Origin of the sequence: Paenibacillus lactis (genome assembly GCF_017873605.1) — a bacterium.
GTDB lineage: Bacteria > Bacillota > Bacilli > Paenibacillales > Paenibacillaceae > Paenibacillus_AQ > Paenibacillus_AQ lactis.
Genome location: NZ_JAGGKI010000005.1, coordinates 277,064 through 300,054, shown reverse-complemented (window position 1 = coordinate 300,054; position 22,991 = coordinate 277,064). Strand labels below are relative to the sequence as shown.

The 22,991-nt window shown below is 47.6% G+C and carries 18 protein-coding genes; all 18 read left to right on the top strand.

Features of this window, described 5'->3' with window-relative positions:
• Positions 1-11 precede the first annotated feature (11 nt).
• The 18 genes from J2Z18_RS12375 (at position 12) to J2Z18_RS12290 (ending at position 21,827) form a co-directional block, all read left to right on the top strand.
• On the top strand, positions 12-482 hold the full coding sequence (locus tag J2Z18_RS12375) for a GNAT family N-acetyltransferase (protein WP_007127846.1): 471 nt from the start codon (positions 12-14) through the stop codon (positions 480-482).
• A 50-nt stretch (positions 483-532) separates the two neighbouring features.
• The gene (locus J2Z18_RS12370) at positions 533-1,447 is read left to right on the top strand and encodes a Nif3-like dinuclear metal center hexameric protein (protein WP_007127847.1); all 915 of its coding nucleotides are present in this window, start codon (positions 533-535) and stop codon (positions 1,445-1,447) included.
• Between the two features lie 495 nt (positions 1,448-1,942).
• Positions 1,943-3,679 (top strand): Ig-like domain-containing protein, encoded by a 1,737-nt coding sequence (locus tag J2Z18_RS12365; RefSeq protein ID WP_007127848.1) that lies wholly within the window; start codon positions 1,943-1,945, stop codon positions 3,677-3,679.
• A gap of 270 nt (positions 3,680-3,949) precedes the next feature.
• On the top strand, positions 3,950-4,564 hold the full coding sequence (locus J2Z18_RS12360) for an HAD-IA family hydrolase (protein WP_050953986.1): 615 nt from the start codon (positions 3,950-3,952) through the stop codon (positions 4,562-4,564).
• Positions 4,565-4,831 (top strand): hypothetical protein, encoded by a 267-nt coding sequence (locus J2Z18_RS12355; RefSeq protein WP_007127850.1) that lies wholly within the window; start codon positions 4,565-4,567, stop codon positions 4,829-4,831.
• Positions 4,828-5,295 carry a DUF2691 family protein gene (locus J2Z18_RS12350; protein ID WP_007127851.1) on the top strand — a complete coding sequence of 156 codons (468 nt, stop codon included), beginning with the start codon at positions 4,828-4,830 and terminating at the stop codon, positions 5,293-5,295. The genes J2Z18_RS12355 and J2Z18_RS12350 overlap by 4 nt, the downstream gene beginning before the upstream one ends.
• Entirely contained in the window at positions 5,289-6,338 is a 1,050-nt protein-coding gene (locus J2Z18_RS12345) for a serine hydrolase domain-containing protein (protein ID WP_232239286.1), read from the top strand. Before J2Z18_RS12350 ends, J2Z18_RS12345 begins: the two co-directional genes overlap by 7 nt.
• A gap of 190 nt (positions 6,339-6,528) precedes the next feature.
• The gene (locus tag J2Z18_RS12340; RefSeq protein WP_007127853.1) at positions 6,529-8,073 is read left to right on the top strand and encodes a response regulator; all 1,545 of its coding nucleotides are present in this window, start codon (positions 6,529-6,531) and stop codon (positions 8,071-8,073) included.
• 22 nt (positions 8,074-8,095) lie between these two features.
• A complete protein-coding gene (locus J2Z18_RS12335; RefSeq protein ID WP_007127854.1) occupies positions 8,096-9,916 on the top strand; it encodes a sensor histidine kinase in 1,821 nt (606 codons plus the stop codon).
• Positions 9,913-11,448 carry a response regulator transcription factor gene (locus J2Z18_RS12330; protein ID WP_007127855.1) on the top strand — a complete coding sequence of 512 codons (1,536 nt, stop codon included), beginning with the start codon at positions 9,913-9,915 and terminating at the stop codon, positions 11,446-11,448. The genes J2Z18_RS12335 and J2Z18_RS12330 overlap by 4 nt, the downstream gene beginning before the upstream one ends.
• 125 nt (positions 11,449-11,573) lie before the next feature.
• Positions 11,574-13,268 (top strand): extracellular solute-binding protein, encoded by a 1,695-nt coding sequence (locus J2Z18_RS12325; RefSeq protein WP_007127856.1) that lies wholly within the window; start codon positions 11,574-11,576, stop codon positions 13,266-13,268.
• Positions 13,269-13,354: 86 nt separating this feature from the next.
• A complete protein-coding gene (locus J2Z18_RS12320) occupies positions 13,355-14,314 on the top strand; it encodes an ABC transporter permease (RefSeq protein WP_007127857.1) in 960 nt (319 codons plus the stop codon).
• Positions 14,314-15,273, top strand: coding sequence for a carbohydrate ABC transporter permease (locus J2Z18_RS12315; protein WP_007127858.1), 960 nt, complete (start codon positions 14,314-14,316; stop codon positions 15,271-15,273). Before J2Z18_RS12320 ends, J2Z18_RS12315 begins: the two co-directional genes overlap by 1 nt.
• A 3-nt stretch (positions 15,274-15,276) precedes the next feature.
• The gene (locus J2Z18_RS12310) at positions 15,277-16,848 is read left to right on the top strand and encodes a glycoside hydrolase family 43 protein (protein ID WP_210094786.1); all 1,572 of its coding nucleotides are present in this window, start codon (positions 15,277-15,279) and stop codon (positions 16,846-16,848) included.
• A complete protein-coding gene (locus tag J2Z18_RS12305) occupies positions 16,845-17,867 on the top strand; it encodes an endo-1,4-beta-xylanase (protein ID WP_210094785.1) in 1,023 nt (340 codons plus the stop codon). Before J2Z18_RS12310 ends, J2Z18_RS12305 begins: the two co-directional genes overlap by 4 nt.
• A gap of 338 nt (positions 17,868-18,205) precedes the next feature.
• The gene (locus J2Z18_RS12300; RefSeq protein ID WP_007127861.1) at positions 18,206-18,952 is read left to right on the top strand and encodes a hypothetical protein; all 747 of its coding nucleotides are present in this window, start codon (positions 18,206-18,208) and stop codon (positions 18,950-18,952) included.
• A 13-nt stretch (positions 18,953-18,965) separates the two neighbouring features.
• On the top strand, positions 18,966-20,654 hold the full coding sequence (locus J2Z18_RS12295) for a substrate-binding and vWA domain-containing protein (protein ID WP_210094784.1): 1,689 nt from the start codon (positions 18,966-18,968) through the stop codon (positions 20,652-20,654).
• 33 nt (positions 20,655-20,687) lie between these two features.
• Positions 20,688-21,827, top strand: a complete 1,140-nt coding sequence (locus tag J2Z18_RS12290) for a toxic anion resistance protein (RefSeq protein WP_210094783.1) — start codon at positions 20,688-20,690, stop codon at positions 21,825-21,827.
• Positions 21,828-22,991: the final 1,164 nt, after the last annotated feature.

Genomic DNA, 22,991 nt, shown 5'->3' with positions numbered 1-22,991 from the left:
GGGTGATTTTCATGATAATTCGAACTGCAACGAAGGAAGATATGGATCAGCTTATTCGCATGAGATGGGATTTTACATTTGAAGACGATGTGGATGGCAACTTGAAAAATGAAAAATATGATGACTTCTACGATGAGTGTATGGAGTTTTTATTAGATGCATTTGAAAGCGGGAATTGGTATATATGGGTTGCTGAAGAAAACGGCTTGCTAGTCTCCAATATGTACATAGAACTTATTCACAAGGTACCAAGACCTGGACGAATCACCTATCCATTTGCCTATATGACGAATGTCTATACAAAGCCAGATTTTCGAGGAAAAGGCATTGGTAGTCGGTTGATATCTAAAATCAATGAATGGGCAAAAGAAAACCGATATGAATTTATCATTGTGTGGCCTAGTGATGAGGGTGTTGATTTTTACAAGAAACATGGATACCAGCATTGTAAAGAACCAATGGAAAACATGTTTTGTGAGTAAAAGGGTCGGTCTAAGTTATGAACAAAACAAAAAGGGGGGGGCTGTAAAAAGTGGAATTACTACATGATGTACAAAGGAAACTTGATTTATTCTTTGACATTTATCAGTTAGATAAAGATCCTGCTTTCAGCAGATTTATCCCCATGGTATATGATCCAATTGGTTTTGACTGGAAAGCGAAGTTTGAAGAAGATTTTACGCAGCGCTTTAATGGTCTAATGATGAAGGGAAGTCCGGAGCTCCAGCGGATTTTTTTAGCTTCTTTTCCGACGGATGAGATCCTATTACAGTTTATTGAGGAAGCCTATGAAGGTGATCTTTTGTTAATGCATCATCCCATACCAATGGAATGCGGTGATCCTCAAGGAGAGTGGGGGAGAGGTTTTTTACCAGTAACCCCGTCTCTTCTAGATGAGATTTCACGAAGACATCTCTCGATCTACACTTGTCATGCGCCATTAGATTATAATCGTAAGATTGGTACAAGTATTTCGATTTCAGAAGCACTTGGAGGCGAGATCGTAGATGAGTTTTGCCCATACGGTAACGGATACGCGGGGGTGATTTGCGATATTGCTTTAACAACCACGGATGAATTGATTGGTAGGTTGCTTCCGCTTTTTGAGATACCCTATGTTGATTTTGAAGGGAAAAACCATAAACGGATTCAGCGAATTGCCATCATTGCTGGATGTGGGGATGTTGTTTCCGATATGAAAGAGGCTGAGCGCAAAGGGGCACAAGCATATGTGACAGGAGAAATCCATTGCCACATTCATAATGATTATGGAAAGAGCAAATATAACCGGATGAAGGAATATGTTGAGGAGACTCAAATGTCATTGATTGGTCTATCCCACGCAGCCTCTGAGTTTTTTGTGATGAAAACCCAAATGCTGCAATGGATCGAGCATGAAATGAATGTGGAGGTTCAACTGTTAAGACAGAGTAAGTGGTGGGTTTAGTAAGATGTAGTATTTCATATAACAATGTATTTACGATGAATAGCTTTCGCTTAGTCAAGGAAAACAGCACAAACCATAAATGCCCAGTCTGCGCTCACAGGCTGGGCCATTTTTGTTGCGTGCAATTACAGAATTGCAAGAATCCATCCATAAAAATAGAACTCATTATTTTCGGGGCAAGCTTGATGAATTATTTTAATTGTTCTTTTTTAGAATTCGTACTATAATTTTCATGTATTTCTTTTGTCCTATCTAAAGTTAGGAAAAAACTATCAAAATGATGATTTGTGAAATGAAAACTGTGCCATAAGAAGCGGGCTGAAAGTTCTAATATTCTGCTAAGGAACATGAGTGGTCGCGAGGTACCCATCATTTTGGAATTGCCTGTTATTTTTCATTACCAGGATAGGAATTATCTAATTCTCAAGGGGGGATCTGTCAGCACTTTTTTTGCAATTCGAAAGGCAAGATCCTACATCAAGGGAGAGAAGTCAGATGAAGAAATCATCATGGTGTTTAATTTTATCTTTATTATTAGTTTTCAGCTTATTCCCAAGCTCGCTCGTTGCGGCAGACAGTTCCCAAGTGCTGACATTCAACAACAAGATTACGGGGGCGATCACGAATGCAGGTGATGAGTTGCACCAGTATTCATTTGTCGTTCCTTCAGCAGGAAGAGTAAATGTAGAAGTATTCTCTGAAATCAGAGAAGCGCTGTTCTATGTGATGGCACCCGACGGTACAACGGAGCTTGCTAAGGAAGATCTCTATTACGGCAGTGAATCCGAGCCGAAGAAATGGGACACATGGTTAGATCTTGAGGCAGGTACATATTTGATCAAGGTTAAGCAGTATGGCAAGAACACGGGGGCCTATTCTCTTAAACTTACCCACACACCGGCCAATGGCCAGGATATCGAGCCAAATGATAGCACTGATGCAGCACAGCCTCTGAATTTAAAGGGAACCGTTCAAAAGGGCCTTATTTCCGAGTCCGACTCGGTTGATGTTTATCGATTGGATGTGCCGTCGGCTGGACGAGTCGATTTGGAGGCATTTTCATATATTAGAGAGGTTTTACTCTATGTATTGGATGGCGACGGGACGACGGAAATCACAAAGCAGGACCTGTATTATGGAAGCCTGGACGAGCCGCAGAAATGGACGCAATCCCTCGATTTGGAAGCGGGAACCTATTATTTTAAAGTGAAGAAATATGGCAGCAACACCGGAAAATATACAATTAAAGCGAATCATACTCCGGTGAAAGGAAATGATGCGGAGCCGAACAACAACACGGAACAGTCGCAGGCGCTCCAGACCAACAACAAAGCGCAGACTGGCTATATTTCCGAATCCGACGACGTAGATGTTTACCGATTCCAGCTGCCAAAGGCAGGGCAAATCGATTTGGAGGCCATTTCTCAGATTAGAGAAGTGTTAATTTATGTACTGGACGCTGATGGTACGACCGAAATTGATAAAGCCGACCTGTATTATGGTAGTGATCAAGAGCCGAAAAAGTGGAACGAGTCGCTTGATCTTGAAGCCGGTACGTACTTTATCAAAGTCAAGAAATATGGCAGCAACACCGGAAAATATACGTTAAAAGCGAACTATAAAGCCTATAATGGACATGATGCTGAGCCGAATGATACGAAGGAAATGGCGCAGTCGATCCAATTGACCAATCAACTGGTGAAAGGCTGGATTTCCTGGTCGGATGATGTGGATATGTACAAATTTACGGTACCGAAAACCGGACCCGTTCAGTTGGATTTCACGTCACAGATTAACGAAGTCCTTGTCTATCTCCTTGCAAACGATGGTGTGACAGAACTGTATAAAAATGATGTGTACTACGCTAGTGACGATCAGCCGAAAAAAGTCGTACAGAAGCTTCAGCTTAAACCAGGCACGTATTATGTCAAGGTGAAAAAATACGGCGCTAACACCGGAGCTTATAGCCTGAGAATGAAGGAATTGACTCCGCCGGCAGCACCTAAAGTGAATGCACTGAAAAGCCAGTCAACCAAGGTCACGGGCAAGGCCGAGCCATCTTCTACTGTAACGGTATATTCCGGAAAAACGCTGATTGGCAAAGGAACTGCGAATAAGAGTGGCAATTTTACTGTGTCCATCAAGGCACAGAAGGCAGGGAAAAGTTTAACCGTCTATGCGACAGACGCTGCTGGAAACCGCAGTACTGCTGCCAAGGTTATCGTGAAGTAAACAAGAACAGGATTGGGACATCGGGTTGAACTCCGATCGTTACCCAATCCTTTTTTTATCGTGATCGAGAGGAACGACCATGTACACATTATGCTCATGCATACAATGCTATCACCCTTCGCCAATGGGATGTATAATAATGGAAAGTTGAATGGCTTAAGGGTTACGATGTACTAACTATATGGTTGTAGTGGCCTAAATTAACAATGAATTGATGGCCCTTGGCTTCCGCTTCTATAAATCCACTACTTATAAGGGGGATGTGCGATCATAAATATCCTATGGGATTTCGACGGGACCTTATTCAATACTTATCCTGCTTATGCCGCTATTTTTAAAGACGTGATGGAAGAAGACAAGGCGGAAGAGGAGATTCTGACCTATCTAAAAGTATCATTCACCCATGCTGTGAAGCACTTTAAATTATCCGAATCGCAAATTCGGGAAATTTTTAGAAGAGAAGAACGGCTCCTGCCTGAACAAACCCCGCCATTTCCTCATGTAGAGAACATACTATCAGCGGCTAATAAGAGCGTTATCATGACTCATAAGCCTCGGAGGGAAGTGGAGTCTATTATTAAGCATTATGGGTGGGAACGATATTTTGTAGATCTCGTTGCAGGTGATGATGGGTTCGCGAGAAAGCCAGATCCGGAATCTTACCTGTATTTGCATAAGAGAAATCAAATTGACCTTGTTATCGGTGATCGGGAAATTGATATTATCCCTGGAAAGCTCTTAGGTATTAAAACCTGTTTGTTTCAAAACAATACACCCGGAGCGGATTATTATTTATGGGATTATCGAGATTTTTTCAAAAACATTCATATATTATTAAATTCCAATCGAAGCTGGCTAGAATTTAAAATGAAAGGATACTTGTGAATGAAAATAGTGGATCTGACTAAAGCCCAAAGAGGCGGAGTTACGATCATGCTAGGCTCGGATGACGAACATAATCAAACGAACTTGTCGAATCGGAATATCTATACAGATGTTCCTGCGTTCATTAAAGAATTTCGAAGTGAAGATCATCCCGCAAATTTCTATTTCAAGTTGGGATATGTCATTGTCGGGATTATACCGGATGCAAATGGAATGGGAAAACCAGATATTTTAATGGCTAAGAGAGTAGAAGGAACAGCCACATGATAAGAGGAATTAGCTTTGAAATACCAAATAAGCATGGCAGGCTCCTTGGAGAAATATTAAAGCCCTTTGAAACCGATGAGTATAACTGGCTTGTTGGTGGTGAGGAAGCCTATTTCATCGTTGACGGTCAATTTGAGGAAGCGCTCTTTGCAGGGGCGGGGGAGATTTGGGATGGAATAACCTTAAAAAAGCTTCTGGAGGATAACGAATACTATATCATCTTCCAGGACTTGAAAGCCTTTCCTCAAGGAAAAGACATCGTAGAAGTAAAAACATATGAGGAATTCCTAAATAGTGATTGTCAGCTCGTGCTTCTGGTGGTTGATAGCTGCTTCGTCAGTATCTACTGCAAGAACAATAAGTTGATAGAAGACCTATTTAAGAATGCGCAGCATCGAGGATACGATCATATAAGGTACATAACGGATGCAAACGATACAAGAACCGGCTTATCCGTATGGTGAAGAGAGAATGTGAACTAGAAAATAAAAAAATGAGGTGGAGCTCCATGCTAAAAAATGTAGACGAAATCGTGGAAGCGTTTAGCAAGGAAAATTATGTATCGGGCAACCTATTGATTTCAAGAGGGGGAAAAGAGGAGTTTAGCCGGTCCTTCGGTCAGGCGAGCATTCAACTAGGGGTTCCCAATATGCTGGATACGAAGTTCCATATTGCATCCGTAACGAAGATGGTTATTGCCGCTGCCATCCTCAAGCTCTATGAGCAAGGGCTTATCGATCTTGAAAATCATCCTGGCAAATATGTTGAAAAATTCAACGTTCTTCACCCGAAGATTAACATTCACCATTTATTGAGCCACTCGTCGGGGCTGCAAGATATTTATGGCGTGCCTAATTTGCGTTTTGAGATGAGTCGATTGCAAGTGGAGAACCAAGATTTTATCGATTATTTAACGCGCCTTAAGCAGCAGTTTAATCCGGGTGAACAGTGGAGCTACAACAGTACGGGGTTTATCATGTTAGGATATATAATAGAAGCAGTGACAGGGATGAAGTATGAGGAAGTATTGCATACATGGTTTTTTGCCCCGCTGAAGATGAGCTCCACCAGCTTGGATAACCCGCGGAAGATAACCCTTGGACGAGCATACGGACACACGTTGGAGAACGGCAAAATCGCCAATGCCGACAACGATAAATTAAGCGGTATTGAAGCACCGGGAGAGCTGTATTCTACGGTTCATGATTTGGACAGGTGGTGCGAGGCCCTTTTTAAGGGGGAGCTGCTTCAACCGGAAACTATGGATAAGATGTTCACGCCCTACTATGTTACAAGCTTTGACCCGAACCTCAATTATGGATATGGTTGGTTCTTGGGGACGGACTTTCGCTTGATCGGGGGAGGTACCCCGGGATTTCGCTCAGAAATCTGGTACTACCCTGCAAGTGATTTACGAATCATCATGTTATGGAATTACGAAAAGGTAGATTCGCATCAATTATTCCATAGGATGAAGCCTGTACTGTTCGGTATGCAGCAGCAATAGGCTCGCTTAAATGATGGCGAAAACTAAAATTTACCGGGTATGACCTTTATTTCGGCTATAGACGATTACGTAAGTTCTAATATAGGTTGAGGATACAGATTTCCCTGTTCTTGAGTTGTCATAAGTTAGCCTAAATCATGAGTGCGCTTACAAATTAGCAATATAGTCCAACTTCAGGGGAGCGATATCGATGATGAATGTGCTTTTGGTGGATGACGAGCCGTGGGTAATCGAGGGGCTTCGCACGATGGTGAATTGGAGAAATTTCGGTTTCCAGATATGCGGCGAGGCTTCGAGCGGCTCCGAAGCATTCAGTATGATTCAAGAGCTTAAACCGGAGCTGGTTCTGACGGATATCAATATGCCGGTGATCAATGGATTGGAGCTGATCGAGCGCTCGAACCAAAAGCTGGCAAGACCACCGAAGTTCGTCATATTGAGCGGTTACGATAATTTCGATTATGCGCTTACCGCAATGCAGCAGCGGGTCACGGAATATTTGCTCAAGCCATTCGACGAAGAAGAAATTGAGGCAGTCCTGATACGCCTGCGCACGAAAATTCAAGAGGAGCTTAAAGCGGAGCAATGCCATAGCCGCATGCAATTTTTGTTTACCAACAATCTATTGATCCGTTTAATTCAAGGCGAAGACAACGAATCACTTAAGCTGCAGGCTGCAAAGGCCCTTCTTCTGCAGAAGGATTCGAAGCTGCGGTGCGTTGTGGTTGAAGCTTCCGGGCCATCCGACGCTCTGGCCGGACGGGTTAAGAAATATTTCAAGCAGGAACCCGATCGTATTTTCGAGGACAGCGCGGGGAGGATCGGGGTGATTCTGCCTGATGATGAATTCCCCTCTTGCCGGGTACATGAGCTCAGCGTGCAGCTCCACAGGGAGCTTGAGGATCCGTCAAGCCAGCCGGTCATCGTGACGATCAGCGGCGTTCTGCAAGGGATCGAGTCGATTCGAGAGCTGTATTTACAGGCGTTGGAGGTTAATAAATGCAAACGTTGTCAAGGCAGAGAAGGTGTGTATCTTTATAGGGATTTAAGGCAAGGCGGAAAATCGCAGGAGCTCGCAAAGGAGAAATTCAAGGAGCTTACGGAGCTTGTGACGGCGTCCCGAATCAACAAGATTCATGCCGCTGTTGAAGCCGCTTTGGACTCCATGTTGGAAGGCATGCTTGATTTGAAAGAGGCCATTTCCCATGTGGCTGACCTGGAGTGGAGTCTTTGCAGGCGGATCGGAGAAATGAACGGGGATCCGGATGCTTTGATGAGAAAGCTTCACGACGGCCATGGCGCCATCGACAGTTTCGGGAACTATTCCGCACTGAAAACCTATGTCCTTGAACTTTGCTTGGAGGCGGCCGATATCCTGGCAAGGCTTGAGGCCAAGAACGAGAACAATACGATATTTCACGTGATTCAATATGTGGACCGGGAGTTCCGCAGCAAGCTTCAGCTGCAGGATCTGGCCAAAATGTTTCACATGAACACCGCCTATTTGGGCCAGTTGTTCAAAAAAGAGACCGGTAAGCCGTTTAACGACTATCTTAACGAGAAAAGAATCGAGGAAGCAAAGCGATTGCTAAGACGCACCCAAATGAAAATTTCGGACATTGCGCTTCAGGTCGGATATCCGAATACGGACTATTTTATCATCAAATTTAAATGCCTTACAGGAGTGCTGCCATCGGCGTACAAGCAGAAAACCGAGAGGGAGCCGGCTGATTGAACGGCGGGACGGTGCCAAAATCATGAAAAAACGTTTCAGATTCCGATCATTTATTAACGATATACCGCTGAACTATAAATTCATACTCATCTACGTGATTGGCGTGCTGCTCCCGATCGCGGTTATCAATATCGCGTTTATGGACCGGATGACCGGCATCATCAAAGACCGCGAGGAACAAAACCTCCAGATCTCGCTGGAGCGGGCCAGAAAAGATATTCATGAGTTCATTGACGGCGGTGTAGCGGTCAGTCATGCGCTCAATACGGACAAGCTGCTGTATGAAACGCTGGACCGAACTTACGAAAGTCCGATCCAGTTTTACGAAACGTTCGACGAACAGCTTCGAAACCGGGTGACCAGTTATATTCCCGTCAACAATCAGATTCAGCGAATCAGCATATTTACGGAGAATGATACGATCATGCCCGGCGGGAATTATCAAGTGCTCGATGCCAATGCGAAGAATAGCGATTGGTATCGGCTGTGGGAACAATCGACGTCCCCTGTTATGGTAGCGGCTTACAGGGCGACAGAAGCAAATAACCGCACAGCTACGGTCCCTTATCTGAGTGTTATCGAAAAAATGGACTATTTTGACATATATAGCAAGTATGATAAATTGCTCCGGATCGATATTGACTTAAACAAAATTTACGATGTCATCCTGCGCGAGCAGGACTATTTAAATCTCTATCTGGTCAATGAGCATAACCAAATCATTATGTCTGCGGACAGCGGGTACCAGCGGGACGTCACCGATGCTTATCCTGTGTTTCAGCTTGCTGATCACGACAAGGACAAAGACGTACATGTCGTCTCCATCGGAACGGCAAGTTACGTAAAGGGCTGGAAGCTGGTTGGCGTGACGCAGGGAACCCGTTTATCCCAAGCCATGCGCGAAATGCAGCTTTATGTGGGGATGATCGCAGCTGTCATTACACTGTTTTCGTTTATATTTATTTACATCATGCTCAGATCATACAATTATCGGGTTAAACGGTTGTCCAGACATATGCAGAAGGTTACCAACGAGAAGTTCGACCTGATCCGAATGGATGAGGGCCGGGACGAGATCGGTGGCTTGATCCAGAATTTCAATAGGATGACAGCCGAGATTAACTCTTTGATCAACAATGTGTACAAGCTCGAAATTCAGAAGAAGAACCTGGAGATGGAGCGGGTACGGGCAGAGCTGAACTTTTTGCAAAGTCAGATGAATCCGCATTTTTTGTTTAACACACTGAATGCCATATTGGTCGTCTGTACGAAAAACAATTATTCCGACGTGACGGATATCATCAAGAACCTGTCCAGACTGCTTCGCAGATTGCTTAGCTGGAAAGCGGACATCGTCACGCTTGAGGAAGAAATCTTGTTCATCGAAATGTATCTGAAGATCGAGAAATTCAGATTCAGGGACAAGATTGAGTATGAGCTTGATATCGACCGGGAAGCGCTGCTTTATAAAATACCGAAGATGAGTATCCAACCATTGGTGGAAAATGCGTGCAAGCATGGCATTCAGGCTGTGGATGGGAAAGGCGTGGTCAAAATCAGCGCGACGGTAATAGACGGCAACCTTCGTGTATCCGTGCAGGACAACGGCAAAGGCATGGTCCCGGAAAAGCTTCGAGAGGTTCTTATTTCCATGCGCAACGAGAATACGTCCGGCACCAGCATCGGAATCCGCAATGTATATTGCAGGCTTGAGCTATATTACAACGACCTCGTCCGCTTTGATATTTACAGCAAACCGGATCAGGGAACGACGGTGTTCTTCGAGATTCCCGTCAGTCTGTTGGATCATCAGGATTACGAGCAAGGAGGGGAACGGAATTGAGATTTAAAGTTCTGCTGATCGATGACGAACCCGGAGCTTTGGAAGGCATGCAATTATGGATCAATTGGGAGGAGCTTGGCTTTGACATATGCGGCACATGCGCCAACGGCGCGGAGGGGCTGAAATTGATGGCTTCCCTTGCGCCGGATTTAGTGGTCACCGATGTACATATGCCGCTCATGGACGGCCTTGAAATGATCGGGGAGTGGCAGAAGAACGGCAACAAAGCAATCAGCTTCGCCATCGTTAGCGGATACAGCGAGTTCGAGTATGCAAGAAAAGCGATGCGTTACGGAATCGCGCACTATTTGTTGAAACCGATTGAAGCGGAAGAAGCCTCTCACGTACTGCGCGAGATTTATCGTGAATTGCTGCATGAAGCCGAGAAGCAACAATGGAGCAGTATTGCTTCCCGGGAAGAGCAAGTTTCAAAGATCCGTCAGCTGCTAGGGCACAGTCCGGCTCCGGATAGGGACGGACCGGACGGTCTGGAGCCTTTGTCAGCCAGCCGGGACGCATGGAACATCTGCCTGGTTCAAACGGAGCCAACGAGTTACGCGGAATTGAGGGGAATCGCCAGCTCCCTGGTTGAGCAGCAAAGTGCCATGTTTTTGATTGACCTGGACAAGAACCGCTTCGGCATCGTTCTCGGGTATTCGCCGGATGACGGTCAGGAGGATCCCGCGCTCCGGATGCTTGCTGACTTGTCTGCCCGATTCGCCGGTCACCGGGTGTTTATGGCCGTGGGCTCACCGGAACAATCGATCATGCGTCTTGCCAGCTGCTACAGCACCGCGGAAGAGGCGATAAAGCATAAGTTCTATGACCCCGATTATGCCGGGGTCATTTCTTACGAATCGGTCGATAACAGAAAGCTGGAATATCGTTACGCCTCGATACGCTTGGTGGACAGCGTGATGGAGGCGTTCAATCTTCTAAATGCCGCCGGTTATCAAGATACGATCGCTGCGGAAGCGGAGAGGTTTCGCAACTTGCGGCTCGCCCCTGAAACGGTGAAAAAGACTGTCATTCATTTGATGTACAAAATGAAAGAGTATATGGAGGAATCCGGCGAGCAGGCTTCGGATGTGCTGGCGAAATATGATGTATCCGCTTTGGCCGATTCGGTGATGAATCTGAACGATCTTTTTGATCTTCTGCTTAACTTCGGCCTCGAGTGCATTGATTTGCTGAGCCGGGAGCAGGCTCGTAAATCGCAGGGAATCATTCAGGAGATCAACGAATACATCCGGGAACATTACCGGGAGGGACTGACGATCAAGAAGCTGGCCGAGCGTTTTTATTTGCACCCGGTGTATCTTGGGCAATTGCTCATGAAGAAGAACGGTGTCGGATTTAACGAATGGGTGCATAATCTCCGGATTGAGGAGGCCACCCGGCTGCTTCGGCTAAACCAATATAAAAACAGCGAAATCGCGGAAAGGGTAGGTTATGTGAACTACAGCCAATTTCTGAAACAATTCGAAAAACGATTGGGTATGTCCCCCAATGAATACAAAAACAGGAACTAAAGTTTTTAGGGGAAAAGCTTTAATTGTGTTATAGTTCGCGTTTGGCAGCGCTTTTACAATAAAGATAAGTTATTGAAAGGGCTTACAGTCCTTGAAGTAACCATATCATTTCGGAGGTGCTTTAAATGGGGGGAAAGAAAAAGTCGGTACTCCGGTTCAGCATGGTGCTGCTGCTTTCGCTCGGTCTCGTACTATCGGCTTGCAGCGGCGGTAACAACAAGGGAGCCGCCAAGAACGATAATAACGGACAGGAAGCCGGGGAAAATGTCGCGAATGGAGTGGAGCCGTTTGAAATTTCGGTTTTCATCGGTCAGCCCGACCAGCAACCAACACCTGACAACAAGATTTATAAATTAATCAGAGAAAAGACAGGGGCATCCTTCAAATTCGAGTTCCTAGCTGGCGATATTGACCAGAAGCTCGGCGTTATGATCGCAGGGGGCGATTATCCGGACATGATGACAGCGAATCAAAAGCTGACAGCTGCCGGTGCCTTTATCCCGCTCGAGGATTTGATTGAAGAGCATGCGCCAAACTTGAAGAAGCATTATGAGAAGTACTGGAACATGATGAAAGACCCGAACGACGGTCATATTTACAATCTACCAAACTACGGCGTAACGAATGCTGACGTTACCTCGTCTTGGTATTCGGGCCCAGCCTTCTGGATTCAGAAGGACGTTTTGGCAGAGGCGGGATATCCAGAGGTTAAAACCTTGGATCAATATTTTGACTTGATTAAACAATACAAGGAAAAGCATCCGACCATCGACGGTACGCCGACGATCGGCTTTGAAATTCTGAACTATGACTGGAAAAACTGGGGTCTGTTCAATGCTCCTCAGCATTTGATCGGTCATCCGAACGATGGCGGCGTAGTCGTTAAAGACGGCAAGGCGGAAATTTTTGCCGATAAGGACTATGCCAAACGCTATTATAAAAAGCTGAACGAGATGAATGCCCTGGGCATCATCGACAAAGAAACGTTCACTCAAAACTTCGACCAGTATATGGCGAAAATCTCCAGCGGCGCAGTCCTTGGTATGTTTGACCAGCACTGGAACTTCCAAAGCGCTGAAAACGCGCTGATTACCCAGAAGAAAGATGAAAGAACATATGTCGGTCTTCCGCTTGTCTTTGATGAAGGCATCCGGGATCATTACAAAGACCGCCCGGCTCTGAACCTCAATAACGGGTTCGGGATTACGGTCAATGCATCCGAAGAACAGGCTATCCGAATTATCAAATTGTTGGATACGCTGATTCAAGAAGATTGGCAAAAAATCTTGGCCTGGGGGATCGAAGGGGAAGATTACATCGTTAAAGACGGCCGATTCATGAAAACGCAAGAGCAGCGCGACCAGTTTACCGATGCAACCTGGAAGCTCGCGAATAAAGCCGATTCCTTCTACGGCCAAGCCCCAAAAATGGAAGGTTTATTCTCGGACGGCAACGCGACAGATGCGGCTGCCCAGCCTGAAGAAATTCTGGCAGGCATGAAAGAGTATGACAAGAACTTCCTCGCCCAATACGGATTCAACAGCTATGTCGACTTCTTCAGTCCGGCTCCTGAGAACGACATCGCGTACCCGGCATGGTCTGTCGACCTGGTAGACGGATCTGAAGCGAAAATCGTGAATACGAAGCAAAATGAGTTGTCCACGAAGTACTTACCGAAAGCCATTCTAGCTAAACCGGAAGAATTCGACAGCGTCTGGGATGAGTACGTCACTGAAATCCGCAAGCTCAACATCAAGGCTTATGAAGATCGGATTAATGAAGTGCTGCAATGGAGAAGAGACACTTGGTCTGTTAAGTAAGGCAGCGGAAGATACATGAATCGGAAACGGGAAGGCTTCATGCCTTCCTTGTTTACGAAATATGGGGTTTTGGGGAGAACAAACTTATGGAAGAGACCTTTGTCAAAGACTCTGCCGTCCGGAAGCCTAAGAAAAACAAGAAAATCACCTGGGCCGTCCTCAAAGAACAGAGACAGTTGATCTATATGTCAGTGCCTCTGATGGCTTACATCATCTTGTTTGCCTATGTTCCCATCTGGGGATGGACCATGGCTTTCCAGGACTACAAGCCGGCTAGAGACTTTAGTGAACAGAAGTGGGTAGGATTTAAACATTTTGAATTTCTTTTTAAGGATGATAGTTTCCTGCAAGTGCTTCGCAATACGCTCGCAATGAGTGTTATCAATATGATTCTCGGCTTTACGACTGCAATTATTCTTGCGTTATTACTGAATGAAATCAAGAAAGTATTTTGGAAAAGAACCGTACAGACGATCTCCTATCTTCCGCACTTTCTATCCTGGATCATCGTAACCGGGATTGTGGCGACGAGCTTGGCTTCAGACGGAATCATCAATGATGTCCTTATGAAGCTGCATCTCATCAAGGAGCCGATCCAATGGCTCAGTGAAGGCAAATACTTCTGGGGAATCGTCGGAGCGTCGCATGTTTGGAAAGAAGTCGGCTGGAATACGATTATATATTTGGCTGCGATGGCATCCATCGACCCGGCGCTTTATGAGGCTGCCGATATGGACGGGGCAAGCCGCTATCGGAAAATGTTCCATGTCACTTTGCCGGGCATTAAGCCAACGATTATCATTCTGTTGATCATGCAGGTCGGTCACATTTTGGAGGCAGGCTTCGAGGTTCAATACTTGCTGGGCAACGGTCTTGTTGTCGACTGGTCGCAAACGATTGACATATTCGTACTGAAGTACGGGCTTGCCCAAGGCAATTACTCATTAGCAACGGCTGCCGGTATATTTAAAACGGTCGTTAGTGTGACGCTGTTATTGATTGCAAACGGAGTCGCGAAACGGCTAGGGGAAGAGAGGCTGCTATAATGGCAAATCAAACAATCAGCCCTGGGCCAGCAACTGCTGCCGCAGCGCCTAAATCCGTCAGAAAAAAAAGAGTAGAGCCGATCCTTTTTAATACGTTCAATACCTTGTTTATGATTGGTCTTGTCGTTGTCACATTATATCCGTTCCTGAACACGATCGTCGTTTCCCTGAATGCGGGGAATGATACGATCCGGGGGGGAATCTATCTCTGGCCGAGGGAATTTACTTGGCAGAATTACAAGGCGGTATTCGCTTCGGGAACGATATATGACGCGTTCTGGATTTCCGTGGCACGAACGGTGCTTTCAACGCTGCTGAATCTGGTCTTGACCACGATGCTGGCGTATACGCTGAGCCGTCGGGAATATGTATTCCGCAAGCCGATTACCTTGATCTTTATTCTGACGATGTACTTTAACGCCGGTTTGATTCCTGGATATTTTCTGATGAAGGACTTGCACCTGCTGAATTCGTTCTGGGTATATGTGATCCCGTCGATGATCAGCGCATTCAATATGATCGTTATCCGGACGTATATCGGAACGATTCCGGAAAGCTTGGTTGAATCGGCAAGAATTGATGGAGCCGGAGATTTTAAAATCTTCATTCGGATCATCTTCCCGCTGTGTAAGCCGGTGCTGGCAACCATTGCGCTGTTCGTGGCCGTGGGGGCTTGGAACTCCTGGTTTGATGCATTCATCTATACCTCCTCCCGCCAAGAGCTGAGCACTTTGCAGTATGAGCTGATGAAGCTGCTGTCATCCAGTATGAACGCGAACAGCAACCCGGCAGTGGCTGCCGGAGCCGGGATGACGCAGGACGCTGCGGTGAACATGGTAACGCCGATTTCAATTCGCGCTGCCGTAACGGTCGTGGCATCCGTTCCGATTCTGCTCGTTTATCCGTTCATGCAAAAGTATTTTGTTGTCGGTCTGAATGTCGGCAGCGTTAAGGAGTAAACCATGACGATACATGCAATCGGTTATGCAAACCCGGTTCTTCCGGGGTTTTATCCAGACCCGAGCATCACCCGGGCCGGGGATGACTTTTATATGGTCTGCAGCTCATTTGAATATTTCCCGGCCGTGCCGATTTTTCGCAGCCGCAATTTGGTGGATTGGGAACAAATCGGGCATGTGCTGGACCGGGACAGCCAGCTGGATCTGAGGGCACGGCGAAGCTCGGACGGAATTTATGCGCCGACGCTAAGATACCATGACGGAACGTTTTATATGATTACAACGGATGTATATGGAATTGGGAACTTTTACGTAACCACCCAGGATCCGGCTGGCCCATGGTCCGATCCGATCCTGGTCCCGTATGGCGGGATCGATCCCTCTTTGTTCTTCGACGATGACGGCAAAGTATATGTGACCGCCCAGCAGGGTGCTGATTACGACTCCCATGCCATCCAGTACGAAATTGACATTGCCACCGGAAAAGCGTTGTCCGAGCCGGTAGTCATCTGGAGGGGGGACGGCGGTCCATGGACGGAAGGGCCCCACTTGTACAAAATAAACGGCATGTATTACATCATGTCCGCTTCCGGAGGCACGGCGAAGGATCACCGGGAAATTATCGGACGGAGCGCGAGTCCCTATGGGCCGTTCGAGCTGTATCCGCATCCGATTCTGACACACCGGGGGATCGAGCATCCCATTCAGTATTTAGGCCATGCGGACCTCGTGGATGATATGAACGGTGATTGGTGGGCAGTATTTCTTGGCGTTCGACTTGTTGATTCGGGATACAGCGTACTCGGCAGGGAGACATTTCTTGCTCCTGTAACCTGGAATGACGAGGGATGGCCGATGATCGACAACAATGAAGGCACCGTAAATCTCGATATGCGCGTAAAACGGTTACCGGGGACGCCAGAGAGGATAAAGTCCGGGCCGATGGCCCTGTTCGAAGGCAAGGATGATTTTGATGAGCCTAAGCTCCGGCATGGCTGGACCTTCCTTCGGAACCCGGCGGAAGGAAGCTGGTCGTTAACCGAGCGAGAAGGCTGGCTTACCTTGAGAGGACAGTCCGCCGGCTTAAATGACGTGGGTCAAGTTGCTTTTGTGGGCAGACGCCAACAACATGTCCGGGCGGAATGGAGGACTTTGCTTGAATTCGGTGCGATCCGCGATGGCGAGGAAGCGGGGATATGCGCGAGAAGGGATGAGGACGCCCATTATGAAATTTTTCTAAAGCAGGAAGATGGGCGGAAGATGATCGGCGCCAGACTGACCGTAAGAGGCGAATCCAAATTGGCGGCGGAAGTACCGGTCCATGCGGACTCGGTATATTTAAAGATTAGCTCGGACGTAACCGGCTATTCGTTGTCCTATTCGCTGGACGGGCTTGAGTGGATCCGGCTCGGCAAGGGAGCCGCCAAGCCGCTGTCACCGGAGGATTTCGTAAACAAAATGTGCTTTACCGGAGTGCTTATCGGATTCTACGCAAGCGGTAATGGGAAACCCGCTTCGGGCTCAGCCAGCTTTGACTGGTTTGAGACCAGGATTGGTAAGGAGGAAGAGATATGAATGTATCGGTACCGGCCGAGTCCGCACTTAAAGACATATTCGCGGAAGACTTCCATATAGGTGCGGCGGTCAGTAGTAATACGATCAAGTCGCAGGAGAGTCTGCTTACGCATCACTTTAACAGCATTACGGCGGAAAACGAAATGAAGTTCGCCAGCGTTCACCCAGAGGAAGAGCTTTACACCTTCGAGGAAGCGGATCAAATCGTGGACTTCGCGCGCAAACACGGGATGGCTGTCCGCGGACATACGCTGGTGTGGCATAACCAGACCACCGATTGGTTGTTCCGCGACGAGCAGAATCAGCTCGTGAGCAAAGCCGTGCTTTATGAAAGAATCCGTTCGCATATCCAAACGGTAGTAGGCAGATATAAGGGCGATATTTACGCTTGGGACGTTGTGAACGAGGTCATTGCCGATGACGGCGATCAGTTGCTGCGTACCTCCAGCTGGACGGAAATCGCCGGGGACGAATTCATCGCCAAAGCGTTTGAATACGCGCATGCTGCCGACCCGAATGCGCTGTTGTTCTACAACGACTACAATGAGTCCCATCCAAGCAAACGGGATAAAATTTATACCTTGGTCAAGTCTCTTCTGGACCGGGGAGTACCTATTCACGGCATTGGCCTGCAGGCACACTGGAATCTGTTCAACCCGTCCTTGGATGACATCCGGGCAGCCATCGAAAAATATGCTTCGCTAGGATTGCAACTCCAGCTCACGGAACTGGATGTGTCGGTATTCCGTTTCGAAGATAAGCGGGCCGATCTGACCGAGCCTGAACCGGGAATGCTGGAACAGCAGGCTGAATTCTACGAAGCCGTGTTCAAGCTGCTTAAGGAATACAGCGATGTAATTAGCGCGGTGACGTTCTGGGGAGCTGCGGACGACCACACCTGGCTCAGCGATTTTCCGGTACGTGGGCGCAAAAACTGGCCGCTGCTGTTCGATGAGCGGCACAGGCCGAAGCCGGCATATTATCGCTTAGCTGCTCTTGCCAATCATCTTCGGCGTTGATGATAGCTGAATTTATTAAATATGAAATAGAGCTGTGCCCTCTGAATCAGGTGGGTGCAGCTCTATATTTTTATTGGGAGATTGTTGCGGTTCCTCTATACCGTTAAGACGGATTTCCTTCCATTACGAAACTAACAGGAAACCTCCGGGCAGGAGGACCGTATAATATTGGTAAATGCGGAGAGGTTCATTCGAGTTTTCTCCCCAAAAAGTGACTACTTCTTCCAATTCTCGATTAAAATGCAAAGAAAAGTAGGCTTGTCTATGGTATAATTTGCTAACAAAACAGGACATCAAAAGGGTGGTTTTATAACGATGCGTGAAGTTGGTGATGGGTATTGAGCGAGCCTAAGTTCAAAAAGTTCTTCCTCTTGATCACAATCGTCATTGTCACAAACATATTGGTTTGGTCCAGAGGCTTTCTTGGGGTATCTCTTAAAGCCGAGAGTCCCCTGATCGTTGCTTTCGGGGCTGCTTTTCTTGCAGCGAGCTTGATCGCTTTAGTTTATGGAAGTTATACATACCTGTTTAAACCGAAGCCGGTTGTGAAGACGAAGAAAGAGGTTGTTACGCATGAGGACTACGTGGAGGCCATGAGCCGCTACCGTTCCATTGCGGTGCTTAAGCAAGATGTAGAGCTTGCGTTAAATCAGCTGGACCGGATGAAGAACCGGAAGCTGAAACTGCTGGAGGTATTGGAGCAGCGATTTGATGCGTCCGAATTGAGCTATAAAAAGTTCAATTCCGTAATCCATGAGGTCGAGAACCTGTTTTACATGAATATCAAAAGCATTCTCAATAAGCTTGGCGTGTTCAGTGTCTCTGATTTTGCCGCGATTGCGGATTTGCGAAAGAACAAAAAGCTCTCAGCGCGAATCATTGAGGAGAAGATCGAGGTTTACAATGAGTACCTTAATTTTGTGAATGAATCCTTAAATACGAATGAAGAAATTTTATTAAAGCTAGATAAGCTCCTTCTTGAGATTGCTCGTCTAGGAAGCTTGGATTTAGAGAGCATTGAAAACATGGCTTGCATGAAAGAAATCGATGCTCTGATCAGCCAAACCAAACTGTACAAAGACTGAAAGGGGTCATGGAATGTCCGGCAGAGGTAAAGTCATTGGTTTTCTTGCCGCAATTGTAGTTGTCGTTTTTGCAGTCGTCTATTTCGGAATCAGTGCCACTTCGAATCTCGGGAGCGGGGCTCAGCCGCTAACACCTGAGGAGGCCGCGAAGAAGCTTGATAAGCTGTACAGTAAGATTAAAGTCAAAACACCAGAGCCCATTAAAGGACAGATTGATTTAAATCCGGTGGACGTGGCGGAATCCCTGCCCGACATCGATAAGTTCCCGGTCTCGGTCAAAAACTCCACACCTCATTTCGTTGAAATCTTCTCTTCACCCGAGAAAGCAGGGTCAGGGGTCGACGGATGGTTGAATGAGGTGGCGACGGATTTCAATAAAGCCAAAGTCACCGTCAATGGAAAGCCTGTGTCTGTGATGATCCGAAGCATTAACTCGGGAACTGCGGCAGACTACATAAAGTCCGGCAAATACGTGCCGGATGCCTTTACGCCATCCAATGAATTGTGGATGGAGATGATCAAATCGGGCGGTATTAAGACCGAACGGATCTCGAAGAGCCTGAACGGGAATGTTCCGGGCATCGTGATCGATAAAGGAAAATATGATGAGCTGAAGAGCAAGTATGGAGAGGTTAACATCAAAACGGTAACGGAAGCGATTGCAGCCAGCGAGCTGTCGATGGGCTACACGGATCCGTTTGCCAGCTCGACCGGACTCAATTTCCTGGTCGCTGCGCTTAGCGCGTTCGACAGCAAAAATCTGCTGAGTGACAAGGCCGTCGAAGGATTTGAAAAATTCCAGGCCAACGTCCCATTCCTTGCATTAACCACACTGCAGATGAGGGAAGCCGCCGAATCCGGGCGATTGGATGCTTTTGTTCTGGAATATCAAACCTTCTTTAATGAAGCCGAGCTTCGGTCAGCCTATGAATTCGTTCCGTTTGGCGTAAGACACGACAGCCCGCTGTATGCCCTTGGGGATACCCCGGCGCTTAAGAAACAAATCTTGAAGAAGTTTGCCGACTTTGCCGCTCAGGATAAATATCAAAAGAGCGCGAGCAAATACGGTTTTAACCAGCTGGCAGACTATAAACCGGAAGCCAAAGTCGTGAACGGCGGAACCATTTCCCGGGCGCAGAAGCTTTGGAAGGACAAGAAAAATGGCGGAGCCTCCATTACGGCTGTGTTTGTAACCGACGTGTCGGGCAGTATGTCCGGTGAACCGATTAATCGCTTACGGCAATCCTTGATTCAAGGTCAGAAGTATCTGGGTTCACAGAACAGCATCGGTCTTGTCTCCTATTCGGATGATGTCACCATCAACCTCCCGATCGGGAAGTATGACACGAACCAGCAGTCCCTGTTCGTCGGTGCCGCCGAGAACCTGGTTCCGGAGGGCAACACCGCTACATTTGACGGGATTGTCGTAGCCATGAAGCTGCTGCAGGATGAAATCGCCGCGAATCCGAATACGAAGCCGGTCATTTTCGTACTGAGCGACGGGGATACGAACCGGGGCAGTAAGCTAAAGGATGTCCAAGGCTTGATTGAGGCGTTTAAAATTCCGATTTACACGATCGGCTACAACGCGGACATTGAAGCCCTTCAGAAGATTTCAAGCATCAATGAAGCTGCAAGCATCAATGCCGACACCGACGACGTTGTCTATAAGATCGGCCAATTGCTGAATGTGCAAATGTAACACATTATATATTCGGTTAAAGGGGGTTTTTGTATGACTTTTACAATGACTGTACCAAATGAGAATGAAATCAAGACGGTGCTGGAGGAACAAGTCGCTCCTGTCGATGAAGAAATGAAGCAGCTGATGACGCAGGCCGAGACCAATGTAAAGTCCTTGATGGACATTGACCTGGACTCGCTTGAACAGCGCCGAGGTATTCTGACCAGCATCGATTCTTTCGGGATGGGCACGATGCGCCAGTCCTCTGACAAAAACTCCTTGCTCAAAGTAACCGTCGGTAAGCTGTCGAAGGCCGGCGATGAAGGCGGGCCTGTAGCCAAGGGACTCACGGAGCTTCATCTCCATCTGAAGGATCTGGATCCCAGCGGGATAGATTTTCTCAAAACAGGCTTTCTCGGAAAGCTCTTTAATCCGGTTCGTGCCTACTTTGTGAAATTCAAGAAGGCGGATGAAGTCATTTCGGAAATCGTAGAAACCTTGGATAAAGGCAAGGCGACCCTCAAAAACGATAACACGACGCTTGAGATTGAACAGCAGTTTCTTCGCGATCTTACGAAACAGCTTCAGAAGGAGATTCAGCTCGGAATGTTCATGGACCAGCGGATTGAGCAGGAGCTGACTTTGGAGCAGGAGCGCGGCGGCGATCCGGAGAAGGTTCGTTTTATCTCGGAAGAGGTCCTCTTCCCTCTGCGTCAGCGTTTGATGGATATGCAGCAGATGCTTGCGGTGAATCAACAGGGCTATTTGGCCTTTGAGGTTCTGATCCGCAACAATAAGGAGCTGATTCGCGGGGTAGATCGGGCGAAGACGGTTACCGTGTCGGCATTGCGTGTCGCGGTCACGGTCGCGAGCGCCCTGTACAATCAGAAGATTGTGCTAGAGAAGATTGAAGCGCTGAATAAGACGACGAACACCTTCATCGAAGGTACGGCGAAGATGTTGAAATCCCAAGGGGTGGCCATCCAGAAGCAAGCCATTAACAGCAGTGTTTCGGTGGATGTGCTGAAGAAGGCGTTTGCCGATACATTCGAGGCGATGGAGGCCATCAGCACCTTTAAGCAGCAGGCCCTTCCGAAGATGCGCGAGACGATTGATCAGTTCCGAGAGCTGGCTGACAGCGGTGAAGAGCAAATTGTCCGGCTTGAGCGTGGGAAGAAGATTGCGGGTTAAATGTGAAGGATGCTCAAACGGAGCGTGTAGGTGCAGCTTCGCTGTATGAAGGTAGCTCATCACTCCGCATGCGGATGGTGCTTCAGTAGGTGATGCTCCTAGGCGTGAAGGGAACTCAGTGGGGCGTGCAGGTGTAGCTTCGAAGTGTGAAGGTAGCTCATCACTTCGCATGCGGATGGTGCCTCCGATCGCTGTTGTCACCGGATTTCTTGAATGGGATTGGTAAATGGGGAAATCCGGAGACAAAGGCGACCACTTCGTTTCTCCAGCCCCATTCCGCCTGCTCCGTTGAAGTCTTACCGTTCGAGGCCTAACCGTTGGTGAAAGCGTCCCTTCCCCCATATCAAGGTAGGGAAGGGGGGAAGCCGCTCAGGTGTATACGTCCTGAGCGGCTTTTTGCTGTGCTGTTGGTGGGGCTACGATGTGTGAAGGTGCAGGCTCTGAACTATTGAAGGATGCTCAAACGGAGCGTGTAGGTGCAGCTTCGAAGTGTTAGGGTTGCTCAGTGGGAAGTGTGGGTGCAGGCTTCGATGTATGAAGGTAGCTCATCACTCCGCATGCGGATGGTGCCTCCGATCGCTGTTGTCTCCGTATTTCTTGAAATGAGTTTGGGAAATGGGTGAAATTCGGAGACAAAGGCGACCACTTCGTTTCTCCAGCCCCATTCCGCCTGCTCCGTTGAAGTCTTACCGTTCGAGGCCAAACCGTTGGTGGAAGCGGCCCTTCCCCCTTATCAGTGGGGGGGAAGGGGGAAAGCCGCTCAGGTGTATACGTCCTGAGCGGCTTTTTGCTGAACTGGTGGTGGGGCTGCGATGCGTGAAGGTTTACTCAGTGGGGGGCAGGTGCAGCTTCGAAGCGTTAAGGGCACTCCAGGGAGTGTGCAGGTGCAGCTTCGAAGTATGAGGGTCAGTGGAGCGTGTAGGTGCAGCTTCGATGCGTGAAGGTAGCTCATCACCCCGCATGCGGATGGTGCCTCCGATCGCTGTTGTCACCGGATTTCTTGAAAGGGATTGGTAAATGGGGAAATCCGGAGACAAAGGCGACCACTCACGTTTCTCCAGCCCCATTCCGCCTGCTCCGTTGAAGTCTTACCGTTCGAGGCCAAACCGTTGGTGGAAGCGGCCCTTCACCTCTATCAGTGGGGGGAAGGGGGAAAGCCGCTCA